The sequence below is a fragment of the Streptomyces sp. CC0208 genome (assembly GCF_003443735.1).
Classification (GTDB): Bacteria; Actinomycetota; Actinomycetes; order Streptomycetales; family Streptomycetaceae; genus Streptomyces; species Streptomyces sviceus.
The window spans coordinates 3,794,326-3,816,197 of record NZ_CP031969.1 but is presented as its reverse complement, the minus strand read 5'-3'; the positions used below and the strand labels follow the sequence as shown (position 1 = coordinate 3,816,197).

At 70.7% G+C, this 21,872-nt stretch carries 19 protein-coding genes; 9 read left to right on the top strand and 10 right to left on the bottom strand.

Translation table 11 applies throughout. The features are described 5' to 3' along the window. Position 1 precedes the first annotated feature (1 nt). The 4 genes from D1369_RS17325 to D1369_RS17310 all read right to left on the bottom strand — a co-directional run bounded on the left by D1369_RS17325 (position 2) and on the right by D1369_RS17310 (position 4,104). Positions 2–1,033, bottom strand: a complete 1,032-nt coding sequence (locus tag D1369_RS17325; RefSeq protein ID WP_007383864.1) for a LacI family DNA-binding transcriptional regulator — start codon at positions 1,031–1,033, stop codon at positions 2–4. Positions 1,034–1,109: 76 nt separating this feature from the next. After that, positions 1,110–1,946 (bottom strand): ATP-binding cassette domain-containing protein, encoded by an 837-nt coding sequence (locus D1369_RS17320; RefSeq protein WP_007383865.1) that lies wholly within the window; start codon positions 1,944–1,946, stop codon positions 1,110–1,112. Next, positions 1,943–2,956 carry an ABC transporter permease gene (locus D1369_RS17315; RefSeq protein ID WP_007383866.1) on the bottom strand — a complete coding sequence of 338 codons (1,014 nt, stop codon included), beginning with the start codon at positions 2,954–2,956 and terminating at the stop codon, positions 1,943–1,945. The genes D1369_RS17320 and D1369_RS17315 overlap by 4 nt, the downstream gene beginning before the upstream one ends. Before the next feature lie 131 nt (positions 2,957–3,087). Continuing rightward, a complete protein-coding gene (locus D1369_RS17310; RefSeq protein WP_007383867.1) occupies positions 3,088–4,104 on the bottom strand; it encodes a sugar ABC transporter substrate-binding protein in 1,017 nt (338 codons plus the stop codon). 216 nt (positions 4,105–4,320) lie between these two features. Here D1369_RS17310 and D1369_RS17305 point away from each other — a divergent pair, with 216 nt between their 5' ends. The 3 genes from D1369_RS17305 (at position 4,321) to D1369_RS17295 (ending at position 8,325) form a co-directional block, all read left to right on the top strand. After that, positions 4,321–5,283 carry a carbohydrate kinase gene (locus tag D1369_RS17305; protein WP_007383868.1) on the top strand — a complete coding sequence of 321 codons (963 nt, stop codon included), beginning with the start codon at positions 4,321–4,323 and terminating at the stop codon, positions 5,281–5,283. 171 nt (positions 5,284–5,454) lie between these two features. Next, positions 5,455–8,016 carry a GH32 C-terminal domain-containing protein gene (locus D1369_RS17300; RefSeq protein ID WP_037901040.1) on the top strand — a complete coding sequence of 854 codons (2,562 nt, stop codon included), beginning with the start codon at positions 5,455–5,457 and terminating at the stop codon, positions 8,014–8,016. 15 nt (positions 8,017–8,031) lie between these two features. After that, entirely contained in the window at positions 8,032–8,325 is a 294-nt protein-coding gene (locus D1369_RS17295; RefSeq protein ID WP_007383870.1) for an antibiotic biosynthesis monooxygenase family protein, read from the top strand. Between the two features lie 87 nt (positions 8,326–8,412). Here D1369_RS17295 and D1369_RS17290 read toward each other — a convergent pair whose 3' ends face one another. Then, positions 8,413–9,672: an ROK family transcriptional regulator gene (locus D1369_RS17290; protein WP_118082516.1), complete on the bottom strand. Its 1,260-nt coding sequence runs from the start codon at positions 9,670–9,672 to the stop codon at positions 8,413–8,415. Positions 9,673–9,833: 161 nt separating this feature from the next. Between D1369_RS17290 and D1369_RS17285 the strand changes: the two genes are divergently transcribed. The 4 genes from D1369_RS17285 to D1369_RS17270 are packed head-to-tail and all read left to right on the top strand — an operon-like array spanning position 9,834 to position 14,377. Then, the gene (locus tag D1369_RS17285; protein WP_007383872.1) at positions 9,834–11,150 is read left to right on the top strand and encodes a sugar ABC transporter substrate-binding protein; all 1,317 of its coding nucleotides are present in this window, start codon (positions 9,834–9,836) and stop codon (positions 11,148–11,150) included. Positions 11,151–11,155: 5 nt separating this feature from the next. Beyond that, on the top strand, positions 11,156–12,145 hold the full coding sequence (locus tag D1369_RS17280) for a sugar ABC transporter permease (protein ID WP_037903552.1): 990 nt from the start codon (positions 11,156–11,158) through the stop codon (positions 12,143–12,145). A 13-nt stretch (positions 12,146–12,158) separates the two neighbouring features. Beyond that, positions 12,159–12,998 carry a carbohydrate ABC transporter permease gene (locus tag D1369_RS17275; RefSeq protein ID WP_037901042.1) on the top strand — a complete coding sequence of 280 codons (840 nt, stop codon included), beginning with the start codon at positions 12,159–12,161 and terminating at the stop codon, positions 12,996–12,998. A 20-nt stretch (positions 12,999–13,018) separates the two neighbouring features. Further along, positions 13,019–14,377, top strand: a complete 1,359-nt coding sequence (locus tag D1369_RS17270; protein WP_037901045.1) for a GH1 family beta-glucosidase — start codon at positions 13,019–13,021, stop codon at positions 14,375–14,377. 116 nt (positions 14,378–14,493) lie between these two features. Here D1369_RS17270 and D1369_RS17265 read toward each other — a convergent pair whose 3' ends face one another. The 5 genes from D1369_RS17265 to D1369_RS17240 form a co-directional block, all read right to left on the bottom strand. Beyond that, a complete protein-coding gene (locus tag D1369_RS17265; RefSeq protein WP_118082515.1) occupies positions 14,494–15,864 on the bottom strand; it encodes a diacylglycerol kinase family protein in 1,371 nt (456 codons plus the stop codon). Further along, the gene (locus D1369_RS17260) at positions 15,864–16,361 is read right to left on the bottom strand and encodes a hypothetical protein (RefSeq protein ID WP_007383877.1); all 498 of its coding nucleotides are present in this window, start codon (positions 16,359–16,361) and stop codon (positions 15,864–15,866) included. The genes D1369_RS17265 and D1369_RS17260 overlap by 1 nt, the downstream gene beginning before the upstream one ends. Before the next feature lie 30 nt (positions 16,362–16,391). Beyond that, positions 16,392–16,856 carry an SHOCT domain-containing protein gene (locus D1369_RS17255; RefSeq protein ID WP_007383878.1) on the bottom strand — a complete coding sequence of 155 codons (465 nt, stop codon included), beginning with the start codon at positions 16,854–16,856 and terminating at the stop codon, positions 16,392–16,394. A gap of 333 nt (positions 16,857–17,189) precedes the next feature. Further along, positions 17,190–17,870 carry a DUF308 domain-containing protein gene (locus D1369_RS17245; RefSeq protein WP_007383880.1) on the bottom strand — a complete coding sequence of 227 codons (681 nt, stop codon included), beginning with the start codon at positions 17,868–17,870 and terminating at the stop codon, positions 17,190–17,192. 179 nt (positions 17,871–18,049) lie between these two features. Beyond that, positions 18,050–18,247, bottom strand: coding sequence for a hypothetical protein (locus D1369_RS17240; RefSeq protein ID WP_007383881.1), 198 nt, complete (start codon positions 18,245–18,247; stop codon positions 18,050–18,052). A gap of 301 nt (positions 18,248–18,548) precedes the next feature. Here D1369_RS17240 and D1369_RS17235 point away from each other — a divergent pair, with 301 nt between their 5' ends. After that, positions 18,549–20,438 carry a glycoside hydrolase family 15 protein gene (locus D1369_RS17235; protein ID WP_007383882.1) on the top strand — a complete coding sequence of 630 codons (1,890 nt, stop codon included), beginning with the start codon at positions 18,549–18,551 and terminating at the stop codon, positions 20,436–20,438. Further along, positions 20,435–21,850, top strand: a complete 1,416-nt coding sequence (locus D1369_RS17230; protein WP_007383883.1) for an MFS transporter — start codon at positions 20,435–20,437, stop codon at positions 21,848–21,850. Before D1369_RS17235 ends, D1369_RS17230 begins: the two co-directional genes overlap by 4 nt. Positions 21,851–21,872 lie beyond the last annotated feature (22 nt).

The following is a 21,872-nucleotide window of genomic DNA, read 5'->3' as shown; positions in this document are numbered from 1 at the left end:
GTCAGGCCCGCTGCAACTCCGGGGCGGGCCGCTCGCCCGAGCCCCGCACGATCAGGCGCGTCGGCACGGTGATGGTCCGGGCCCGGGTGCGGTCGCCGTCGAGACGGGACAGGGCCGTGGTCGCCGCCGTTCTGCCGATCTCCTCGGGGTCCTGGGCGACGACGGTCAGGGCCGGTTCGAGTGCCTCGGCGAGCGGGACGTCGTCGAAGGAGACGACGGCGACGTCCTTGCGCCTGCTGCGGGCGAGTTCGGCGACTATGCCCAGGGCGACGATGTTGTTGCCGGCGAACAGGGCGGTGGGAGGGTCGGCCAGGGAGAGGAGTTGGGAGGTCGCGGCCGAAGCGCCCTGCTGGTCATGGGCGTTGGTGACGAGGGAGCGGTCGTAGGGGAGGCCGGCCCGGTCAAGGGCTTCGCGGTATCCGGTCAGGCGCTCACGGCGGGTGTAGAGCTTGACCGGCAGGTCGCCGACGAAGCCGATGCGCCGGTGGCCGTGGGCGATCAGGTGGGCGACGCCGTCATGGGAGCCGGTGCGGTTGGAGCTGACCACGCTGTCGGCGGCCAGGCCCACTCCGGGCCGGTCGAGGAAGACGACGGGCAGCCCCGTGGCACGGTGGGTCTTGAGGTGGGAGTGGTCGGCGCCGACGGACGGCACGACCAGCAGGATGCTGACGCGGCGGGCCAGGAACTTGTCCGTCAGGGCCCGTTCACGGTCCGGTTCGTCCGCCGACGAGCCCATCAGCAGGGTCAGTCCGCGGTCGCGGACCGTGTCCTCGATGCTGCGGGCCACCGCTCCGAAGAACGGGTTGCCGAGGTCGGGGATGACCAGACCGACGGTGGTGTCGGGCCCGCCGACACGGATGTTGCGTGCCATGAGGTTCGGCTGGAACCCGAGTTTGGCCACCGCGGCCAGCACCTGTTCCCTCGTCTCGGGCGACGCGGGTCCGTCCTCGTTGAGAACGCGGGAGACCGTCTTGGCGCTGACGCCCACTTCGCGGGCGACGTCGGCCAGGGTCGGGCGGCGGTTCGCTGCCATGGAGGAAACCGTCTCCTGTGCTCGTCGGTTCCGGCCGCGGCCTCGGCCGGATGCCGTCGAGTGTCGAGTGCTGTGGTCAGGTGGCCTGGACGCCCGCGGCCTTCGCGGCCTCGGAATCCGCTACGACAGTACCGCCGGCCTCGTCGACGGTGAGCGCGCCGGTCATGATGGCGACGACCTCCGCCATGGAGTAGTCGGAGGGCTTGATCAGGGCGGCCCGCCGGCCCAGCCGGTGGACGTGGATCCGGTCCGCGATCTCGAAGACGTGCGGCATGTTGTGGCTGATCAGGACGACCGGCATGCCCTTGTCCCGGACCCGGCGGATGAGGTCGAGGACCTGTCCGGACTCCTTGACGCCGAGCGCCGCGGTGGGTTCGTCCATGACGACGACACTGCGCGCCCAGGCGACGGAGCGGGCGACCGCCACGGCCTGCCGCTGCCCGCCGGACAGGGTCTCGACCGCCTGGGTCAGCGACCGCAGCCCGATCTTCAGGTCGGCCATGTGCTCGGCGGCCTCCTGGCGCATGCGCTTCTTGTCGAGCATCCGGAACACGCTCCCGAGGACACCGGGGCGCCGCAGCTCCCGCCCGAGGAACACGTTCGAGGCGATGTCCATCGACGCGGCCACGGCGAGGTCCTGATAGACCGTCTCGATGCCGTGGGCGCGGGCACTTTGCGGGCCGGAGAACTGGATGGGCTCGCCGTTGAGGCGGATCTCGCCCGCGTCGGGTGTCACCGCGCCGGTGAGGGCCTTGATGAGGCTGGTCTTTCCGGCGCCGTTGTCGCCGATGACGGCGAGCACCTCGCCGGGCAGCAGGTCGAAGTCGGCGCCGTCGATGGCGGTGACCTGGCCGTAGCGCTTGACGAGACCGCGGGCCTGGAGGACGGGGGTGGGGGAGGCGATGGCGGTCATCGGGCCTTCTTCCGGGAGATCTGGTCGACGGTCACCGCGAGGATCACCAGCACACCGGTGATCAGGGTCTGGTAGATGGAGGCGACGCCCATCAGCTGGAGCCCGTTGCGGAAGACGCCGACGATGAGGACGCCGATGAAGGTGCCGAGCACCGAGCCGCGGCCGCCGAAGAGGCTGGTGCCGCCGAGGACGACGGCGGTGATGCTGTCGAGGTTGTCGGTCTGCCCGGCCTGCGGGTCGCCGACTCCGGTGCGGGAGATGAGGAGCAGGGCGGCGACGCCGTAGAGGAGACCGGCGACGGTGTAGACGCCGATGGTCAGCCGGGAGGTGCGGATGCCGTTGAGCCGCGCGGCCTCCTGGCTGTTGCCCAGGGCGTAGACGTGCCGGCCCCAGCCGGTGCTGCTGAGCGCGTAGGCGAGCAGCAGGAACAGGCCGATGGTGACGAGGGAGCCGTAGGTGATGTCCGTGTGGCCCATCGGGAAGGTCTGCCCGAGGGCCGTCAGCGGCCCGGGCAGGTTGGTGACCGTCTGCTCCTCGGAGTAGATGTGGGTCAGCGCGAACGCCACGTTGAGCATGCCGAGGGTGACGATGAACGGCGGCAGCGGGATCTTCTGCACCAACAGCCCGTTCAGCAGCCCGAATCCGCCGCAGACCACCAGTCCCAGCGCGATGGCGACGAGCGGCGGCAGCGAGCCCTCGGCGGCCATCTTGGCGATCACGATGCTGCCGAACGCCATCACCGCGCCGCACGACAGGTCGATGCCCGCGGTGAGGATGATCAGGGTCTGGCCGATGGCGAGGGTGCCGACGACCATGACCTGCTGCACGATCAGCGAGAAGTTCCCGCCGGTGAGGAACTGGTCGGACGAGACGGCGAAGAAGACACAGGCGAGCAGAAGGGCGACCAGCGGGCCGGTGGTCGGCGCCGTGAGCAGCCTGCGGGCCGTGGTCGGCGCTTTGAGTTCGGCGTACGGCGAGGAGGTGCTCGGAGGCGTGGACGTGGCGGTCATGCGAAGTCCTTGTCGGAAGACAGAAGTCCTGGTGGGAGGACAGGGGAGGCGGCCGTCCCCGGGTCGGGGAGGAGCGGGGCCGGCCGCCCCGCTCGGGGAGAGGCGATGTCGTACGGTCCCTGGGGCCGGCCTCAGCCCCAGCAGTTCTCCAGGCCGAAGGCGGTGTCCTTGGACGTGACGCCCGGCTGGGCCTTGTCGGTGATCAGGGTGACGCCGGTGTCGGTGTAACCGGACGCCTTCTTGCCGTCCTTGGCGTACGTCACGACGGCCTTGACGCCCTGGGCGGCCATCTTCAGCGGGTACTGCTGCGAAGTGGCCGCGATCTTGCCGTCCTTGACGGCCTGGGTGCCGGTGCAGCCGCCGTCGACGGAGACGATCAGTACGTCCTTCTCGCGGCCCTTGGCCTTCAGCGCGGTGTACGCGCCGAGCGCGGCCGGCTCGTTGATCGTGTAGACGAGGTTGATGCCCGGCTCCTTCTGGAGGCAGTTCTCCATCGCCGTCTGGCCCTTGGCCTGGTCGCCGCCGGTGTCCTGGGCACACGCCACGTCCTTCTCGGTGGCGCCGAAGCCCTTGAGGAACCCGTTGTGCCGCTGGACGCCGACGGAGACGCCGGGCGCGAGGTCGAGGGCGGCGATCTTCGCCGTCTTGCCCTTCATGGCGGCCTTGGCGTACTCGCCGATCAGCTCGCCGGCCTTGAGGTTGTCGGTGGCGAAGAGGGCGTCGACCGCGCTCTCCGGCTCGGTCGGCGTGTCCAGGGCGATGACCAGCACGCCCTTGGCCTTGGCCTTGGCTATCGCGGGCACGATCGCCTTGGAGTCGCTCGGGGTGATCAGGATGCCCTTCACCCCGGCCGCGACCATGTTCTCGATGGCGGTGACCTGGCCGGCGTTGTCGCCGTCGAACTTGCCCGCCGCGGTCATGAGCTGGGCGCCGTTCTCCTTGGCGGCCTTCTCCGCGCCCTCCTTCATCTTCACGAAGAACGGGTTGGTGTCGGTCTTGGTGATCAGCCCGACCTTCACCGTGCCCGATCCGGAGCTCGTGGAGCCCGATCCGGAGCCGGAACCGCAGGCCGTCAGGGCGAGGGCCGCGACCGAGGTGCACGCGGCGACTCTGAGCAGAGAGGAAGGCAGTCGAGGGGTGCGAGACATGAAACGACTCCAGCGGGATTGCGGGCGAGCGGCGGCATCGGAGCATGCCGTCCCTAGGTGTCATCGTTGACTTATGTCATCGTTGACACTGCCGAGGATGATGACCCCGTCTCCCGGCAACGTCAATGCCCCGCGTCCGTCACAAGTCCGCAACGTTGATGGCGGCCGCCCGGTCCGTGCCCGTTTTCGGCGCACGTTCGCAGAGAAGAGCAGCTCATGAGCGCACGTCAGATCACCGTTCTCGGAGAGTGTGTCGCGGACGCGTTCGCCGAGCCCGCGCGCGCCTCGGGCGAGCTCGCCCTGCGGGTCCTGCCGGGCGGCGGACCTGCGAACACAGCCGTGTCCCTGGCCCGCCTCGGCACTCCGGCCCGTTTCCTCGCGCGCTTGTCCGGTGATGTGTTCGGCCGGCTGTTCCGGGCACACCTGGAGGCCTCGGGCGTGGACCTGTCGGACGCCGTCGCGGCCGCCGAGCCCAGCACGCTGGCCGTGGCGGAACTGGACGACCAGGGGCAGGCCGCGTTCTCCTTCCACGCGCAGAACACGGCCGACTGGCAGTGGTCGGCCGAGGAGCTGGCCCGGGTCGACCTGTCCGGCACCACCTGTGTGCACACCGGGTCCCTGGCTCTGGTCCGGGAACCCGGCGGCGCGGTCGTGGAGGAGTTCCTGGCGGCGGCCGCACCCCACGCGACCATCAGCATCGACCCCAACGTCCGCCCGCTGCTCGTCCGGCCCGAGGTCTACCGGGCGCGGCTCGCGCACTGGTGCGCGCTCGCCGACGTGCTCCGGCTGAGCGAGGACGACCTCGGGCTCCTGCTGCCGGACACGGCCCCCGAGCAGGCCTGCGACCTCTGGCACGCCGCCGGGGCCCGGCTCGTCGTGATCACCCGGGGCGGCGACGGCGTGCTGGCCTCCCTCGACGGCGAACGGATCCAGGTGCCGGCGGTGGCGACCGAGGTGGTCGACACGGTCGGGGCCGGTGACTCCTTCACCGCCGGTCTGCTGCACCACCTGGACAGCCGCGGCCTGCTCGGCGGGCGGCTCACCGGCCTGCGGCTCGACGAGGTCGCCGAGGCCTGTGTGTTCGGCACTCGGGTCGCGGCGCTGACCTGTTCGGTCGCCGGCCCCAACCCGCCGTGGCGGGAGGACCTGGAGCAGTTCGCGACCGTCGGCGGCGCGTGACGGATCCACCGCCCGAGCGGAAGCGGTCGCGGCAGAACCGTTGACGAGCCGTACAGCTTGCGTTCATCATCGGGCCTCGGTGTCAACGATGACATGAGTCAACGATGACACCTCTGACCGGTGTCGCGGAGGACGGTGCCGGTCCCAGGGCGTCATCAGTACGGGAGACCCATGACTTCTGGCCGTGTACTCAGGCATGCCCGCACCTGGATGATCGCGGCGGCGGCAACCGTCTGCGCCCTGTCCGTGACCCCGCTCGCCCCGCGGGCCGTCGCCGCCGACACCCCGCCGTACACCGAGACCTACCGCCCCCAGTTCCACTTCACACCGCAGAAGAACTGGATGAACGACCCCAACGGCCTCGTGTACTACCGGGGCGAGTACCACCTCTTCTACCAGTACAACCCGAACGGCAACTCCTGGGGAGACATGTCCTGGGGGCACGCGGTCAGCACGGATCTCGTGCACTGGAAGGAGCTGCCGCTCGCCCTGTCGCACGACGACAAGGAGATGGTGTTCTCCGGCAGCGCGGTCGTCGACAAGGACAACACCACCGGGTTCGGCACGAAGAAGGACCCGGCGATGGTGGCGGTCTACACCAGCCTCGACAAGAGCACGGGCACCCAGGCCCAGGCGCTCGCCTACAGCACCGACCGCGGCCGCACCTGGACCAAGTACCAGGGCAATCCGGTCATCGACATCGGCTCGAAGGACTTCCGCGACCCGAAGGTGCAGTGGTACGCGCCCACCAGGAGCTGGCTGATGACGGTCTCGCTGTCCGCCGAGCACAAGGTGCGGTTCTACTCGTCCAGGAACCTCAAGGACTGGGACCTGCTGAGCGAGTTCGGTCCGGCGGGCGCGACCGGCGGGGTGTGGGAGTGCCCCGACCTGTTCCCGCTCGCGGTCGACGGTGACCCGAAGAAGATCAAGTGGGTCCTGGTCGTCAACATCAACCCCGGTGGGATCACCGGCGGTTCGGGTGCCCAGTACTTCGTGGGCGACTTCGACGGCGTGAAGTTCACCGCCGACGACAAGGGCGCCTACACCCCGCCCGCCGGCACGGTGGTCCAGGACTTCGAGGGCACCGGCTTCGACCCGTGGACGACCACCGGGACGGCGTTCGGCGAGGCCCCGGCGGCCGGCGCGCTGGACGGACAGGGAGCGGTCACCGGATACGACGGCAAGGGCCTCGCCAACAGCTTCCACGGCGGGGACTCCGCCACCGGCACCCTCACCTCCCGGCCCTTCACGGTCGAGACCCCGTACCTGAACTTCAAGGTCGGCGGCGGCAACCACCCGCACCAGGACGGGACCGTACTGGAACGCGGGGCCACGCCCGAGGGGACGGTCCTCGCCGACTTCGAGGGCGGAACCTACGGCGACTGGACGGCGACCGGCGACGCCTTCGGCACGGCACCGGCCGGCGGCACCCTGCCCGGCCAGCAGGAGGTCACCGGGTGGCTGGGCGACGGCCTGGTCAACACCTTCCTGAACGGCGACGCCACCACAGGCGCCCTCACCTCGCCCGAGTTCACCCTCGACCGGGACTACGTCGACTTCCTCATCGGCGGCGGCAACCACCCGGCCGGCTCGGACCACCCGACCGCGATGGAACTCCTCGTCGACGGCCAGGTCGTGCGCAGCGCCACCGGAAGCGACACCGAGGCGCTGAACTGGGCCTCCTGGGACGTGCGCGACCTGGCCGGGAAGAAGGCGCGGATCCGGATCGTCGACGACAACACCGGCGGCTGGGGTCACCTCAACGTCGACCACGTCGTGCTGTCCGACACCCGGGCCGAGCCCGTCTCCCGGGAGACGGCCGTCAACCTGCTCGTGGACGGCAAGGTCGTGCGCAGCGCCACCGGTGCCGACAGCGAGACCCTGGACTGGGCCTCCTTCGACCTGCGGCCCTATGCCGGCAAGCAGGCGCGGATCCAGCTCGTCGACAACAACACCGGCGGCTGGGGCCACATCATGGCCGACCGCTTCACCACCGCGGCCGCTCCCGCCAAGTCGGTCGTGCAGCGCGCCGACTGGGCCGACTACGGCAAGGACTACTACGCGGCCGTGTCCTGGGAGGACGCCCCGGACGGCGAGCGGTACATGATCGGCTGGATGAACGACTGGGAGTACGGCGGCGCCGTCCCGACCTCCCCCTGGCGCGGCGCGCAGAGCGTCCCGCGCCGGATGGCGCTGCGCACCGTGGACGGCAGTGTCCGGCTGACGAGTGAGCCGGTGGCCTCCCTGGCGTCCCTGCGCGAGGGAAGCGCGGCGACGGCGTCCGGTGTCACCGTCACCAGCACCTCACAGCCGCTGATCGGCCCGAAGGCACAGGGCACGGCACTCGACATCGAGGCGGGCTTCTCCCTCCGGGACGCCGACCGCTTCGGGCTCAAGGTGCGCACCGGCGTCGGGGGAGAGGAGACGGTCATCGGGTACGACACCACGACCCAGGAGCTCTACGTCGACCGCACCCGCTCCGGAGCCACGGACTTCAGCAGCGCCTTCCCCGGCGTCCAGCGGGCGCCGCTCAAGGCCGTCGACGGCAAGGTCAGGCTGCGGATCCTCGTCGACCGGTCCTCCGTCGAGGTCTTCGGCGGCAGCGGCGAGGCCGTGATCACCGACCAGATCTTCCCCCACCCCGACAGCCAGGGAGTGCGGGTCTTCGCCGAGAACGGCTCGGTGAAACTGGACCGGGCCCGGGTCTGGCACCTCGGCTCCTACCGCGACTGACAAGGACACCACACCGTGAAGAAGACCCTGCTCGCCGAGTTCACCGCCCGTGAGGGAGCGCAGGACGAGGTCGCGCGCATGATCACGGAGTACGCCGGCAAGGTGCGTGCGGAGGAGGGCAACCTCGTCTTCGACGTCTACACCAAGGCGTCCCACCCCCGCGCCTTCTGGATCTTCGAGGTCTACCGGGACGAGGACGCGTTCCAGGCGCACCTGAAGGCCCCGTACGGCGGCCCGTTCAACGCCGCGCTCACTCCGCTGATCGAGGAGGACGCCTCTGTACTGACGTTCCTCGACCCGGTGGTCTGACCGGGGCCGGCGCCGTGCCGGGGACGGGGTGTTGATCCGCCGGTGACGCCGACGGCAGCGCCCCGGCCGCTCGCGCTCCAGCTCCGGTCAGCCGGTCGCGTCCTCGCGGTCCTGCCTGTGCGCGTCGGGCCGCCCGCCCCGGGCGAAGAGGTCGGCGAGGGGCAGACTCGCCGCGCCGACCGTGACCGCGTCGGGGCCGAGCTTGCCGAGGTCGATGGAGACACGTTCGGCCGGGTGCCGCAGGGCGTACGCGTCGGCGTACCGGCGTACGGCGGGCAGGAAGCGGGGGCCGAGCTGGAGACCGGCCCAGCCGCCGATGAGGATGCGTTCGGGCTGGAAGAGGTTGACCAGGTCGGACAGACCTGCCCCCACGTACTCGGCGGTCTCCTCCAGGACGGCGAGTGCCACCGGGTCGGCCTCGGCGTTCCCGGCCGGGTGGGCGGCCGCCAGCAGCGCGGCCAGTGCGGTCTCCTCGTCGGTGCCCTCGGGCGGCCGGCCGCCCGCCTCGCGCCAGCGGTCGACGAGCGCGCCCGCGCCCGCGTACGCCTCCAGACAGCCGAGGGCCCCGCAGCGGCAGCGGCGACCCCTGACCCGTACGGTCACATGTCCCCACTCCAGGGCGCGGCCGTACTCCACCCCCTCGGTGACGAGACAGGCGCCGATGCCCGACCCGAAGAGGACGACGACCGCGTTGCGCGAACCCCGGCCGGCGCCGAACCACAGCTCGGCCTGGCCGAGCGTGCGGGCGCCGTTGTCGATGAAGTACGGGATGGAGTCGGGGAGTTCACAGGTCGAACGCAGCAGGGACTCCAGCGGTACGGCGTCCCAGCCCATCGTCTGCCCGTGGACCACCGCGCCCTGCCCCGGGGTGCGGGCCACGATGCCGGGAACCCCGATGCCGACGCCCAGCAGCTGCTCGGGGGTGACGTCCGTGCCGGCGAGGACCTCGGCGATGCCGTCGCGGATGTGGCCCACGACGACCTCGACGTCGTAGCCGTGCCGCTCCAGGGGCCGTTCGGTGCGGGCCAGTTCGGTGAGGGTGAGGTCGAAGAGCTCGACGCGGACGCGGGTCTCGCCGACGTCGACGCCGATCATGTGGCCGCCGGAGGGGGCGACGCGCAGCAGGGTGCGGGGGCGGCCACCGTCGGACTCGACGGTGCCGGCCTCCTCGACCAGGCCGTCCGCGACCAGTTCGGCGACCACGTTGCTGATGGAGCCGCCGCTCAGGCCGGTGGCCGGGGCCAGCTCGAAGCGGCTCATCGGGCCGTCGAAATACAACCGTTGCAGTACGGCGGTCCGATTGCCCCGTCGCAGGTCACGCACCGTCCGCCCGCTCCGCCCCGCCATGTGGTTCCCTTCTGACGCCGCCTCGACCTGCAAGATACCGCCGCGCCGACTCTTGACGCGACTTTCCTTCGCGTCTTAAATCACGCCATAAATTAACTCCGGGGCGGTGTTCGGGAAACGAACGCGCCCAGGGGTCTCTCCCTGGAAGGGACGCCAGAGCCATGCGCAGAACCCGAGCCGCGGCCGCCGGTGCGGTCACCGTTTCCCTCATGACTCTCGTGACCGCCTGTGGCGGCGGCTCGTCGACGAGCGGCGGGTCCAACGACTCGCCGAAGACCCTGACCTACTGGGCCTCCAACCAGGGCGCCAGCATCGAGGTCGACAAGAGGGTCCTCCAGCCCGAGCTCGACAAGTTCGAGAAGCAGACCGGCATCAAGGTCAAGGTCGAGGTCGTCCCCTGGTCCGACCTGCTCAACCGGATCCTCACCGCGACCACCTCGGGGCAGGGCCCCGACGTCCTCAACATCGGCAACACCTGGAGCGCCTCCCTCCAGGCCACCGGCGCGCTGCTGCCCTGGAACGCCAAGAACTTCGCCGCGATCGGCGGCAAGGACCGCTTCGTCGACTCCGCGCTCGGCTCCACCGGCGCCCAGGGCCAGGACCCGGCCGCGGTCCCGCTCTACTCGATGTCCTACGCCCTCTACTACAACAAGCAGATCTTCGCCGACGCCGGCATCACCAAGCCCCCGGCCACCTGGGACGAACTGGTCGCCGACGGCAGGAAGATCCAGGCCAAGGGCAAGTCCGCGCTCGGCGCGGAGGGCGCGAACCTGTCGGAGAACATCCACCACGTCTTCGTCTTCGCCAAGCAGCACGGCGGTGACTTCTTCACCCCCGACGGCAAGCCCGACTTCGCGAACGACAACGTGGTGGCCGCGGTCAAGCAGTACGTCGACCTCATGGCCAAGGACAAGGTCATCCCGACCGGCGACGCCGAGTACGCCCAGAACCAGTCCGTGAGCGACTTCGCCAAGGGCAAGCAGGCCATGCTGCTGTGGCAGTCCGCCTCCGCCAACCTCAAGTCCCAGGGCATGAGCGAGGACAAGTACGGCATCGCCCCCGTGCCGGTGCAGTCCGGCACCCCGGGCGCCGGCACCCAGGTCAACTCGGCCGTCATGGGCATCAACCTGGCCGTCTTCAAGAACACCGACAACATCGACGGTGCCAAGAAGTTCGTGAAGTTCATGACCGGCGACGCCGAGCAGAAGATCCTCAACACCGCCTACAGCTCCATCCCGCCGGTGAAGACCGTGCAGGGAGAGTCCGTCTTCAGCTCGGGTGCCAACGCGGTCCTCAAGGACACCCTCGCCACCAGCGCGGCCGCCCTGCCGCAGGTCGCCGACGAGTCGCAGTTCGAGACGGCCGTAGGGACCGCGGTGAAGGACCTGTTCGCCGACGCGGCCGCCGGACGCGCGGTCACCACCGAGTCGGTCAAGGCGGCGCTGGAGAAGGCCCAGCAGCAGATGCCGACGAAGTGAGCACGATGACCACCACCGCGCCCGCCGAGGCAGCCGTGGGCGAGACCCCTTCCGGGGCGGCGCATCCGCATCCCCGCCGCCCCGGAAGGATCCGCCGCATCGGCCTGCCGTACCTGCTCCTGCTGCCGGCCCTGCTTCTCGAACTCCTGGTCCACCTGGTGCCGATGGTGATCGGCATCGTGATGAGCTTCAAGGAGCTCACGCAGTTCTACATCCGTGACTGGGGCACCGCGCCCTGGTCCGGCCTCGACAACTACAAGGTGTCCGTGGACTTCGACGCCCCGGTCGGCGAGGCGCTGCTGCACTCGTTCCTCGTCACCGTGGCCTTCACCCTGCTGTCGGTCGGCCTGTGCTGGCTGATCGGCACCGCGGCGGCGGTCTACCTCCAGGACACCTTCCGCGGCCGCGGCCTGCTGCGGGCGCTCTTCCTGATCCCGTACGCCCTGCCGGTCTACGCGGCCGTCATCACCTGGGTGTTCATGTTCCAGCACGACAACGGCCTGGTGAACCACGTCCTGCACGACCAGCTCCACCTCACCGACAAGCCGTCCTTCTGGCTCATCGGCGACAACAGCTTCTACGCGCTGCTCACGGTGTCCGTGTGGAAGGGCTGGCCGTTCGCCTTCCTCATCGTCATGGCCGGCCTGCAGAACATCCCCGGCGAGCTGTACGAGGCGGCGGCCCTGGACGGCGCCGGGATGTGGCAGCAGATCCGCCGCATCACGCTGCCGTCCCTGCGGCCGGTCAACCAGGTACTGCTCCTGGTCCTGTTCCTGTGGACCTTCAACGACTTCAACACGCCGTTCGTCCTGTTCGGCAGGTCGGCCCCGGAGGCCGCGGACCTGATCTCGGTGCACATCTACCAGGCGTCCTTCGTCACCTGGAACTTCGGCACCGGCTCCGCCATGTCCGTACTCCTGCTGCTGTTCCTGCTCGTGGTGACGGGCGTCTACCTCCTGCTGACCTCCCGGGGAAGGAAGCCGGCCCATGGCTAGCACCAACTCGCCCATGGCTCCGCCGCGTTCGTTCTTCTGGTCCCGGCGGATCTTCCTCACCCTGCTCACCGGCTTCGTCCTGCTGCCGGTGTACGTCATGGTCTCCAGCTCACTGAAGCCGCTCGCCGACGTCACGGGTGAGTTCCACTGGCTGCCCAGCGAGGTGACCGTCCGGCCGTACATCGACATCTGGTCGACGATCCCGCTCGCGCGCTACTTCGTGAACTCGCTGATCGTGGCGGGCGCGGCGACCGTCTGCTCGGTGGTGATCGCGGTGTTCGCCGCGTACGCCGTCAGCCGCTACGAGTTCCGCGGCAAGCGGGTCTTCACGGTCACCGTGCTGTCCACGCAGATGTTTCCCGGGATCCTCTTCCTCCTCCCCCTCTTCCTGATCTACGTCAACATCGGCAACGCCACCGGCATCGCCCTGTTCGGTTCGCGCGGCGGGCTGATCCTGACGTATCTGACCTTCTCCCTGCCGTTCTCGATCTGGATGCTGATCGGGTACTTCGACTCGGTGCCGCGCGACCTGGACGAGGCCGCGCTGGTGGACGGCTGCGGGCCGCTGGGCGCGCTGTTCCGGGTCGTCGTGCCGGCCGCGATCCCCGGGATCGTCGCGGTCGCCGTCTACGCCTTCATGACCGCCTGGGGCGAGGTGCTCTTCGCGTCGGTGATGACCAACGACAGCACCCGCACCCTCGCCGTCGGACTCCAGGGCTACTCCACGCTCAACAACGTGTACTGGAACCAGATCATGGCCGCCTCGCTGGTCGTCAGCGTCCCCGTGGTCGCCGGGTTCCTGCTGCTCCAGCGCTATCTCGTCGCCGGGCTGACGGCGGGCGCCGTCAAGTGACCGATCTTGAAAGGACTTTCGTGAGCATCGACCTCGCCGCACTCCCGCACGACTTTCTGTGGGGCACGGCCACGGCGGCCTACCAGATCGAGGGAGCCGTGGCGGAGGACGGCCGCTCGCCGTCGATCTGGGACACCTTCTCGCACACCCCGGGCAAGGTCGCGGGCGGCGACACCGGCGACGTCGCCTGCGACCACTACCACCGCTGGCGCGAGGACATCGGCCTCATGCGCCGGCTCGGCACCAACGCCTACCGGTTGTCCGTCGCCTGGCCGCGCGTGATCCCGGGCGGGGACGGCCCGGTCAACCCCAAGGGCCTCGACTTCTACGACGAGTTGATCGACGCCCTGCTGGCCGCCGGCATCACCCCGTCCGTCACCCTCTACCACTGGGACCTGCCCCAGGTCCTCCAGGACCGTGGTGGCTGGCCCGCACGCGAGACCGCCGAGCACTTCGCCGCGTACGCCTCGGTCGTGGCCGGGCGGCTGGGGGACCGGGTCAACCACTGGACGACCCTCAACGAACCCCTGTGCTCGGCCTGGATCGGCCACCTGGAGGGGAAGATGGCCCCCGGCCTGACCGACCTCACGGCCGCCGTCCGCGCCTCCTACCACCTCCTTCTCGGCCACGGTCTCGCCGCCCAGGCGATCCGCGCCGTCTCCCCGTCCGCCCAGGTCGGCCTCGTCACCAACCTCTCCACGGTCCACGCGGCCACCGACAGCCCGGAGGACCTCGCCGCCGCCCGCCGCATGGACGGCCACACCAACCGCTGGTGGCTCGACCCGGTCCACGGCCGCGGCTTCCCGGCGGACATGCGTGAGGTCTACGGCGTCGAACTCCCCGAGCATGAAGGCGACTTGACGACGATCGCGGCCCCCCTGGACTGGCTCGGCCTCAATTACTACATGCCGCTCACCGTGGCCGACGACCCCACCGGACCGGCACCCCGGGCCCGCCAGGTCGCCCGCCCCGGCGTCCGCCGCACCGGCATGGACTGGGAGATCGACGCGCACGGCATCGAGACCCTCCTGCTCCGCCTCACCGACGAGTACGGCGCCCGCAAGCTCTACGTCACCGAGAACGGCTCCGCCTACCCCGACGTCATACGCCCCGACGGAACCGTCGACGACCCCGAACGCCAGCAGTACCTGCTCGACCACCTGGCCGCCTGCGCGTCCGCCGCCCGCAAGGGCGCCCCGTTGGCCGGCTACTTCGCCTGGTCCCTGCTGGACAACTTCGAGTGGGCCTACGGCTACGACAAGCGCTTCGGCCTGGTCCACGTCGACTACGAGACGCAGCGGCGGACGATCAAGGGAACGGGGTACCGGTACGCGGATGTCATCCGGGCGCATGGCGAGAGGGGGCGCAGGGCGGCCTGAGGGAGGCCGCTGTCCGGGGCGGGTCGCGCTCACCTCGGAACGTCCCGGGCGGTCGCGCTCACCTCGGAACGTCCCGGCGGGTCGCGCTCACTCCGGAACGTCCCGGCGAGTCGCGCTCACTCCGGAACAGACGGGCGCCCCAGCGCCAGCCGGGCCACACGCGGCCAGTCGGCCGCCCCGCCGGTGACACGCGGTGCGTGGGGGCGATGGCGCGGCACGCGGACCCGGAGTGCCCCGGGAGCGCTGCGGCACACGACGGGCGACGGCAGAACGACGTGCTCTCCGTCGATGCCGACCGGGAGAGTGCCCGTGTCGGATTCGACGACGACTTCCCCGGCGCTCAGCCGGACGAGTCCCCCGGAGCGCGGACCGCCCACGATGCGCGCCGCCTGCGCGGTGTTGCCGACCCGCACGCACACCACGCCCAGGAGCCCCGAGTCCAGCCGCTCCCTGCGCCCCGGACGGGCCGCGTCGACGGCACGTCCGTAGGGATTGTTGCTGACGAGGAGTGCCTGAAGTCCGAGTGCCTGAAGTCCGTCGAGGCGGGTTCCGTCGGCCTGCGCCCGGAGCCCGGGCGCGTCCTCGCCGGTGAGGAGGCCGGGCAGGGTGCGCAGGGCCGTGCGGGCTTTGGCGTCCCGGTACGCGGGGTCGGTGACGATGGACGCGTACGTGCCGAACGAGGCGTTGTTGACGAAGACCCGGTCCGCCGCGTAGCCGAGGTCGACGCGGAGTTCGACACCGTGGGTCAGGGCCTCCAGGGCGGCCGCCGGATCGTCACGGTCGAGGCCGAGGTCGAGGGCGAAATGGTTGCGGGTACCGGCGGGGATCACTACGAACGGCAGGTCGTGATACGCCGCCACCTCGGCCACCAGCGCCTGGGTGCCGTCGCCGCCCGCCACCGCCAGGAGGTCTGCTCCCTCGGCGACGGCCCGCCGGGCCAGTTCGCTGACGTCCTGGTGCCGGCCCGCGTCGAGCAGGACCACCCGGCAGCCCGCGGCCCGGGCCTTCTCCACCAGGTCGAAACGGTCCACCTTGCCGCCGCCCGAGCGCGGATTCATGAGGACCCAGGGGGTACGGGGTGCCTCCACGTCGGCCTGGGGGAAGGCGGCGACGGGGCCGGGTGCCAAGGCCGTACGCGCCGCTGTCAGGGCCAGCAGCCACAGGCCCAGGGACAGCAGGGCCGGCGCCAGCATGCCGTACGAGGCGTACAGGGCGAGGACGGCGACCGGCGCGGCCACCGACAGGGCGGCCCCGAGGGCGCGGAGCGCACCGGTGTGCGCCAGGGCCCACCACACCCCGACGGCGGCCAGCGCCAGTCCGGCGATGCCGGCCAGCGCCCACAGCACACTGCGCACACCGGCGGCGACGAGCGGCACGAGGATGCAGGCCAGGAGGGCAAGCACGGCGAGGCGGGCCCGCCCGGCCCTGCCCGCCTGCACGGCCGGGCCCTCCCCTCCCGGCCTTCTCGTGCTGCCGCCGCGTCGCATCAGACCGGTGGGCGCTTCTCGTAGGGGCGGCGTTCCTCGTAGCTCCGGTGCTCTTCGGACGCCGGGCGCTCCTCCGACAGGTCGTAGAGGTTGCCGCGCTGGACCACGCACAGGGCCCAGATGATGAAGCCCGAGATGGTGATCATCACGACCGACCAGACCGGGTAGTACGGCAGGGAGAGGAAGTTGGCGATGATGACGAGTCCGGCGATGGCCACGCCGAGGACGCGCGCCCATGTCGAGGTCCGGAGCAGCCCGATGCTGACGATCACGGCCACCGCGCCCAGAGCGAGGTGGACCCAGCCCCAGCCGGTCAGGTCGAACTGGAACACGTAGTTGCGCGTCGAGAGGAAGATGTCGTCCTCGGCGATGGCCATGATGCCGCGGAAGATGTCGAGCAGGCCGACGAGGAAGAGCATCACAGCGGCGAAGGCGGTCATGCCGGTTGCCCATTCCTGCTTCGCCGCGTGTTCCGGACGGGTGTGTGTCGCGGTCATCTTGCGCCTCGTTTCGTGTGATCCGGATACTCAGCGGTGGCCGGTGGCGGAGGTGGAACCCGCGGGCTCCGCCGGGCCGTGGCCGGTCAGGACCAGGTCCTTGGCCCTGCGGAACTCCTCGTCCGTGATGTCGCCGCGGGCGCGGATCTCGGACAGCTTGGCGAGCTCGTCGACGCTGCTGGACCGGCCGCCGGCCGCGGTCTGCCGGATGTAGGTGTTGAACTCCTCCTGCTGCGCACGTGCCTGCCGCGCCTCCCGGTGGCCCATGTTCTTGCCGCGGGCGATGACGTAGACGAACACGCCCAGGAAGGGCAGGACGATCGTGAACACCAGCCAGCCGGCCTTGGCCCAGCCGCTCATGGCGTCGTCCCGGAAGATGTCGACGACGACGCGGAAGAGCAGGACGAACCACATGATCCACAGGAAGAACAGGAACATGCTCCAGAAGACGCTCAGCAGGGGATAGTCGTACGCCAGGTACGTCTGCGCGCTCATGTCTCTCCTCCGTCCCGGGCGTGGGCCCGGCCGCCGTTGCGTGCTGTCCTCAGCGTGGCCACGGCCGGGGCCGGGGGCCTCACCCGACGGGGGTGAGCGTGTGGCAGCGCGGACCGGTTGATCACGACCTCCTGGACGGCCGGGTCGGACGCCAGAGGCGTGATGGTCTCCACGTACCGGTCGGTGTCGGAGACCGTGTCCTGGACCTGGCGCAGTCGCCGGTGGTGCACCGAGACGTGACGGCGCAGTCGCTCGTAATGACGGTGCTGTGGCGACCGAGGGGTTCCGGTGCGTCTGCCGCGCCCGCCGGAAAAACGACGGCTGGGTGCGGTGTCAGTCCGTCTCGGTGGGGGAGTGCGGACCCGCGAGGTGCGCCTTTCGGAGTGCGGCCCGCCACGCGAGGGCGACCGCCGCCTCGCCCAGGCCGAGCAGGATCAGCCACAGGCCGAGCAGCCGGGTCAGGGCGTGAGCCGACTCGGTCGGCAGTGCGAGCACCACGATCCCCGCGACGATGCCGAGCACCGCGGCACCGAGGACGACGCCGCGGTGCGGCAGGTCCACGGCGGCGAGGGCCGTGTAGAGGGTGAGGACGCCGGACATCAGCCAGACGACTCCGACGATCAGGGAGAGCGCGGCGATCGTCTGCAGCGGGTTGCGCAGGCACAGCACCCCGGCGAGGACGTACAGCACCGACAGAAGCAGCCCCGGGAGCCGCTCGTGCCCGCCGCGTGCGAAGACGTCCACGAACCGGAACGCCCCGGCCACCAACAGGTGCAGGCCGACGAGGACCGCCAGGACGTGCAGGGTCGCCTCCGGCCAGACCAGGACCAGGACGCCCAGCACCAGGGTCGCGACGGCCGAGGCCAGGAGCCAGGTCCAGGAGCCGCCGAGCCGCTCCAGTGTCCGCGTCGGGTCGTCGATTGTCCGCGCCGGGTCGTCGATGGGGCCGGAGGCCGCCCCGCCGGGCCGGTGCTCCGGCCCGGTACGCGATTGCGGACCACGCGGCTCGGTCATGGCTCCTCCTCGCGTGATCGAGTGGTCGCTTCCGGACCGCCGACAGGGTGACCGCCTCAGGGTCACGCCGGTGACCGGGTGCCGGGGTCACCCACCAAGGGTGATCCGACGACGCCGCCGTCGGCGGTGGGGCGGAAGCCGGCATGCGGTCCGGTGTCGCGCCGAGCCCGGTCCTCCCGTCACTCCGGCAGCTGCCGCATCTCCACGACCCGCAGTCCCAGTGACCGGCAGCGTGCCAGCAGCCCGTACAGGTGCGCCTCGTCCAGGACCGGGCCGAACAGGACCGTCTGGCCGGACATCACCACGTGGCCCAGCTCCGGGAACGCTTTGGCCAGCGTTTCCGACAGGTGTCCCTCGACGCGGATCTCGTAGCGCACGAGCTGTTCTCCCCTGGGCTTCCCGGGACGGGCGGACGGCGTTCTTCCCTACGACCCTCCGTCTCGACGCCGGTCCGGGCCTCACCCGGTAAAGGTGACCTGCCGCGTCGGTGCCCCGCGCGTCCCAGGGCGCCCAGGGATGCGACACCGGTACGCCGGACGGAGGATGGGAGGACATCGCCCCTCCGGGCGGGGAACTTCTCCCGGCTTCGCCCGCCCTCCCGGGCGTGCCCGGCCTTCCGCGTCCGCGGCATCGGATCGAACTGCGGTGGACACGTGTCCCGCACGACGAGGAGAAGCCATGGACGCCTACCCTCCCATCGCCGACCACGGGCTCGTCGGCGACCTGCAGACCGCGGCACTGATCGCCGCCGACGGCACCGTCGACTGGTGGTGCACCCCGAGGTTCGACTCACCCAGCCTGTTCGCCTCCCTGCTCGACAGCGACCGCGGCGGCCACTGCCGACTGGCCGCCGACGTCGGTGACGAGGCCACCGTCCGCCAGCTCTACATGCCGGACACGGCTGTCCTGGTGACCCGTTACATGGCCCAGGACGGCGTCGGTGAGGTCGTCGACTTCATGGAGCCGGACCCGTCGGCGACCCCGTCCGCCACGCACCGCCTGGTCCGGGTGGCCCGCGTGGTGCGCGGCAGTCTGCCGTTCGAGCTGATCTGCCGGCCGCGCTTCGACTACGGCCGAGCCGGGCACTCCCTGGACCGCCTCGACGACGGGTCCGTCGTCTTCCACGGCCCCGACACGGACCTGCATGTGCAGGCCACCGCCCCGGTCGCCCTCCATCCGGACGGCAGCGACGTCACCGCCCGCTTCACCCTGCACGCCGGCGAAGTGGCCGCGATCGTCCTCACCAGCGAGAGCGGCGGCGCCGGCACTCGCAGCGGGCGCCCCGGCGGCCGGAGCCCCGACGCCGAGGCGATCGCCAGGGCCTTCGACGACTGTCGCACCTTCTGGCTGACCTGGCTGCGCTCCTGCCGCTACCGCGGCCGCTGGCACGAGATGGTCGTACGCTCCGCGATCACCCTCAAACTGCTCACCTACGCCCCCACCGGGGCCCCGATCGCGGCCGCCACGATGGGCCTGCCCGAGCAGATCGGCGGCGAACGCAACTGGGACTACCGCTACACCTGGGTCCGCGACGCCTCGCTGTCCGTCCGTGCGCTGATCGACCTCGGCTTCACCGACGAGGCGGCCGCCTTCCGTCGCTGGCTGCGCGCACGCCTCGCCGCCGGCGCCACCGCCTCCGGCGAACCGCTCCAGATCATGTACCGCGTCGACGGCGAACCCCGTCTGACGGAGGAGGTCCTCGACCATCTGGAGGGATACCGCCGCTCCGCACCGGTCAGGGCCGGAAACGAGGCCGCCGGCCAGATCCAGCTCGACATCTACGGCGAGGCCGCCTACGCCCTCGCCGAGACCGAGGAGATCGGTGGCATCCGCGGCTGGAAGGTCTTCGCCGACCTTCTGGACTGGCTGGTCGACCACTGGGACCGTCCCGACGAGGGCATCTGGGAGACCCGCGGCGGCCGCCAGAACTTCACCTACAGCCGCCTCATGACGTGGGTGGCCTTCGACCGCGGCGTCAAGGTCGCCACAGCTCACTCCCGTCCCGCCGACCTCGGCCGGTGGACCGCCGCCCGCGACACCGTCTTCCGCCAGATCGTGGACCGCGGCTGGAGCCAGAAGCGCAGCGCGTTCGTCCAGCACTTCGACACGGACGTCCTCGACGCCTCCCTGCTGCTCATGCCTCGCGTCGGGTTCCTCGCCCCGGACGACCCCGACTGGCTGACCACACTCGACGCCATGGACGCGGAACTCGTCAGCGACAGCCTCGTCTACCGCTACGACCCGGCGGCCTCCCCCGACGGGCTGCGGGGCTCCGAGGGCACTTTCAACCTGTGCAGCTTCCTCTACGTCCATGCCCTCGCCAAGTCCGGCCGCGTCCACCAGGCCCGCTACGCCTTCGACAAAATGCTCACCTACGCCAACCATGTCGGTCTCTTCGCCGAGGAGATCGGGCCGTCCGGCGAGCAACTCGGGAACTTCCCCCAGGCGTTCACCCACCTGGCCCTCATCGACGCGGCGATCGGGCTCGACGAGGAGCTCGACCGGCAGACGACGCGGCCCGCCGAGCGCGGACGGCATGACGGGCCGCGAGGCGCGGAGGCACCATGACCGGGCAGAGCCCCCCGGCCGGACCGCGCACGCAGCCGCGGGCCGGTTCCGGCCGTCGGGTCCTGGCCCCGCTCGCCCTCGCGCAGTTCATCTGCAGCTTCGCCGGGTCGAACATGAACGTGATGATCAACGACATCAGCCACGACCTCGACACGACCGTCCAAGGCGTCCAGGTCGCCATCACGATCTTCCTGCTGGTCATGGCCGCACTGATGATCCCCGGCGGCAAGCTGACCGACATCCTCGGCCGTAAGCGCTGCTTCCTCACCGGCCTCGTCGTGTACGGAGTCGGCGCGGCCCTCAGTGCGGTGTCGCCCGGGCTGGGCGTGCTGATCCTCGGCAACTCGATCCTCGAGGGCGTCGGGACGGCCCTGCTGATCCCGCCCGTCTACATCCTCACCACCCTGCTCTTCTCCGACCTCACCTCACGCGCCCGCGCCTTCGGCATCGTCATGGCCGCCGGCGGCGTCGGCGCGGCGGCGGGCCCGCTCATCGGCGGTCTGATCACCTCCGCGATCAGCTGGCGTGCGGCGTTCGTCTTCCAGGCTCTGGTGATCGTGCTGATCATCGTCCTGAGCGTCTCGCTCGACGACCCGCTGCCGCCCGACCGGAGCCGGCACTTCGACAGCCCCGGCGCCGTGCTCTCCGCGGCCGGCCTCGTACTCATCGTCTCGGGCATCCTCGCCGCCGACAACAACCTCTGGCTGACGGCCGCGCTGCTGGCGGCCGGGGCACTCGTCCTGGTCTGGTTCCTGCGACGGGTACGCAGGCAGGAGAAGGCCGGGCAGGAGCCGCTGCTGTCGACCGGCCTGTTCCGCAACCGCACGTCCAACCTCGGCCTGATCACCCAGAACGCCCAGTGGCTGGTGCTCATGGGCACCTCGTTCACCGTCGCCGCGTTCCTGCAGGTCGTCCGCGGCTACGACGCCGTTCAGACAGGCGTGATCTTCACCGCGGCCACCCTCGGCCTGCTCGCCTCCTCGCTCGCCGCCGAGCGCCTGGCGAAACAATGGTCGCAACGTTCCCTGATCATGGCCGGGTTCGCACTCGCCGTCGCCGGCATCGGCGTTCTGATCGCCCTCGTCGCCGGCTCCTCAGGACCGTGGGCGTTCGCCCCGGGCCTGCTGCTGATCGGCCTCGGCCTCGGCGTGATGCTGACCCCCTCGGTCAACGTCGTCCAGTCCGCCTTCCCCGAGCAGCGCCAGGGAGAGATCTCCGGCCTCTCCCGCAGCGTCTCCAACCTCGGCTCGTCCTTCGGCACCGCCATCGCCGGCACCATCCTCGTCGCGGGCCTGTCGAAGAACGCCTACGCCGCCGCGATGGCCGTCCTCGCCGTGGTCGGCCTCGGCGGCCTGACCGCGGCAGCCTTCCTTCCCCGTACGCCCGAGCCGGTCGCGGGCCGCCACCGGTGACGAGAGCGGTACCGGCCCGGCC

Bases quoted from the DNA above. Each gene is read 5' to 3' on its own strand.
- D1369_RS17325 (WP_007383864.1), bottom strand. From the start codon at position 1,033: ATGGCAGCGAACCGCCGCCCGACCCTGGCCGACGTCGCCCGCGAAGTG.
- D1369_RS17320 (WP_007383865.1), bottom strand. From the start codon at position 1,946: ATGACCGCCATCGCCTCCCCCACCCCCGTCCTCCAGGCCCGCGGTCTC.
- D1369_RS17315 (WP_007383866.1), bottom strand. From the start codon at position 2,956: ATGACCGCCACGTCCACGCCTCCGAGCACCTCCTCGCCGTACGCCGAA.
- D1369_RS17310 (WP_007383867.1), bottom strand. From the start codon at position 4,104: ATGTCTCGCACCCCTCGACTGCCTTCCTCTCTGCTCAGAGTCGCCGCG.
- D1369_RS17305 (WP_007383868.1), top strand. From the start codon at position 4,321: ATGAGCGCACGTCAGATCACCGTTCTCGGAGAGTGTGTCGCGGACGCG.
- D1369_RS17300 (WP_037901040.1), top strand. From the start codon at position 5,455: ATGACTTCTGGCCGTGTACTCAGGCATGCCCGCACCTGGATGATCGCG.
- D1369_RS17290 (WP_118082516.1), bottom strand. From the start codon at position 9,672: ATGGCGGGGCGGAGCGGGCGGACGGTGCGTGACCTGCGACGGGGCAAT.
- D1369_RS17285 (WP_007383872.1), top strand. From the start codon at position 9,834: ATGCGCAGAACCCGAGCCGCGGCCGCCGGTGCGGTCACCGTTTCCCTC.
- D1369_RS17280 (WP_037903552.1), top strand. From the start codon at position 11,156: ATGACCACCACCGCGCCCGCCGAGGCAGCCGTGGGCGAGACCCCTTCC.
- D1369_RS17275 (WP_037901042.1), top strand. From the start codon at position 12,159: ATGGCTCCGCCGCGTTCGTTCTTCTGGTCCCGGCGGATCTTCCTCACC.
- D1369_RS17265 (WP_118082515.1), bottom strand. From the start codon at position 15,864: ATGCGACGCGGCGGCAGCACGAGAAGGCCGGGAGGGGAGGGCCCGGCC.
- D1369_RS17260 (WP_007383877.1), bottom strand. From the start codon at position 16,361: ATGACCGCGACACACACCCGTCCGGAACACGCGGCGAAGCAGGAATGG.
- D1369_RS17255 (WP_007383878.1), bottom strand. From the start codon at position 16,856: ATGAGCGCGCAGACGTACCTGGCGTACGACTATCCCCTGCTGAGCGTC.
- D1369_RS17245 (WP_007383880.1), bottom strand. From the start codon at position 17,870: ATGACCGAGCCGCGTGGTCCGCAATCGCGTACCGGGCCGGAGCACCGG.
- D1369_RS17235 (WP_007383882.1), top strand. From the start codon at position 18,549: ATGGACGCCTACCCTCCCATCGCCGACCACGGGCTCGTCGGCGACCTG.
- D1369_RS17230 (WP_007383883.1), top strand. From the start codon at position 20,435: ATGACCGGGCAGAGCCCCCCGGCCGGACCGCGCACGCAGCCGCGGGCC.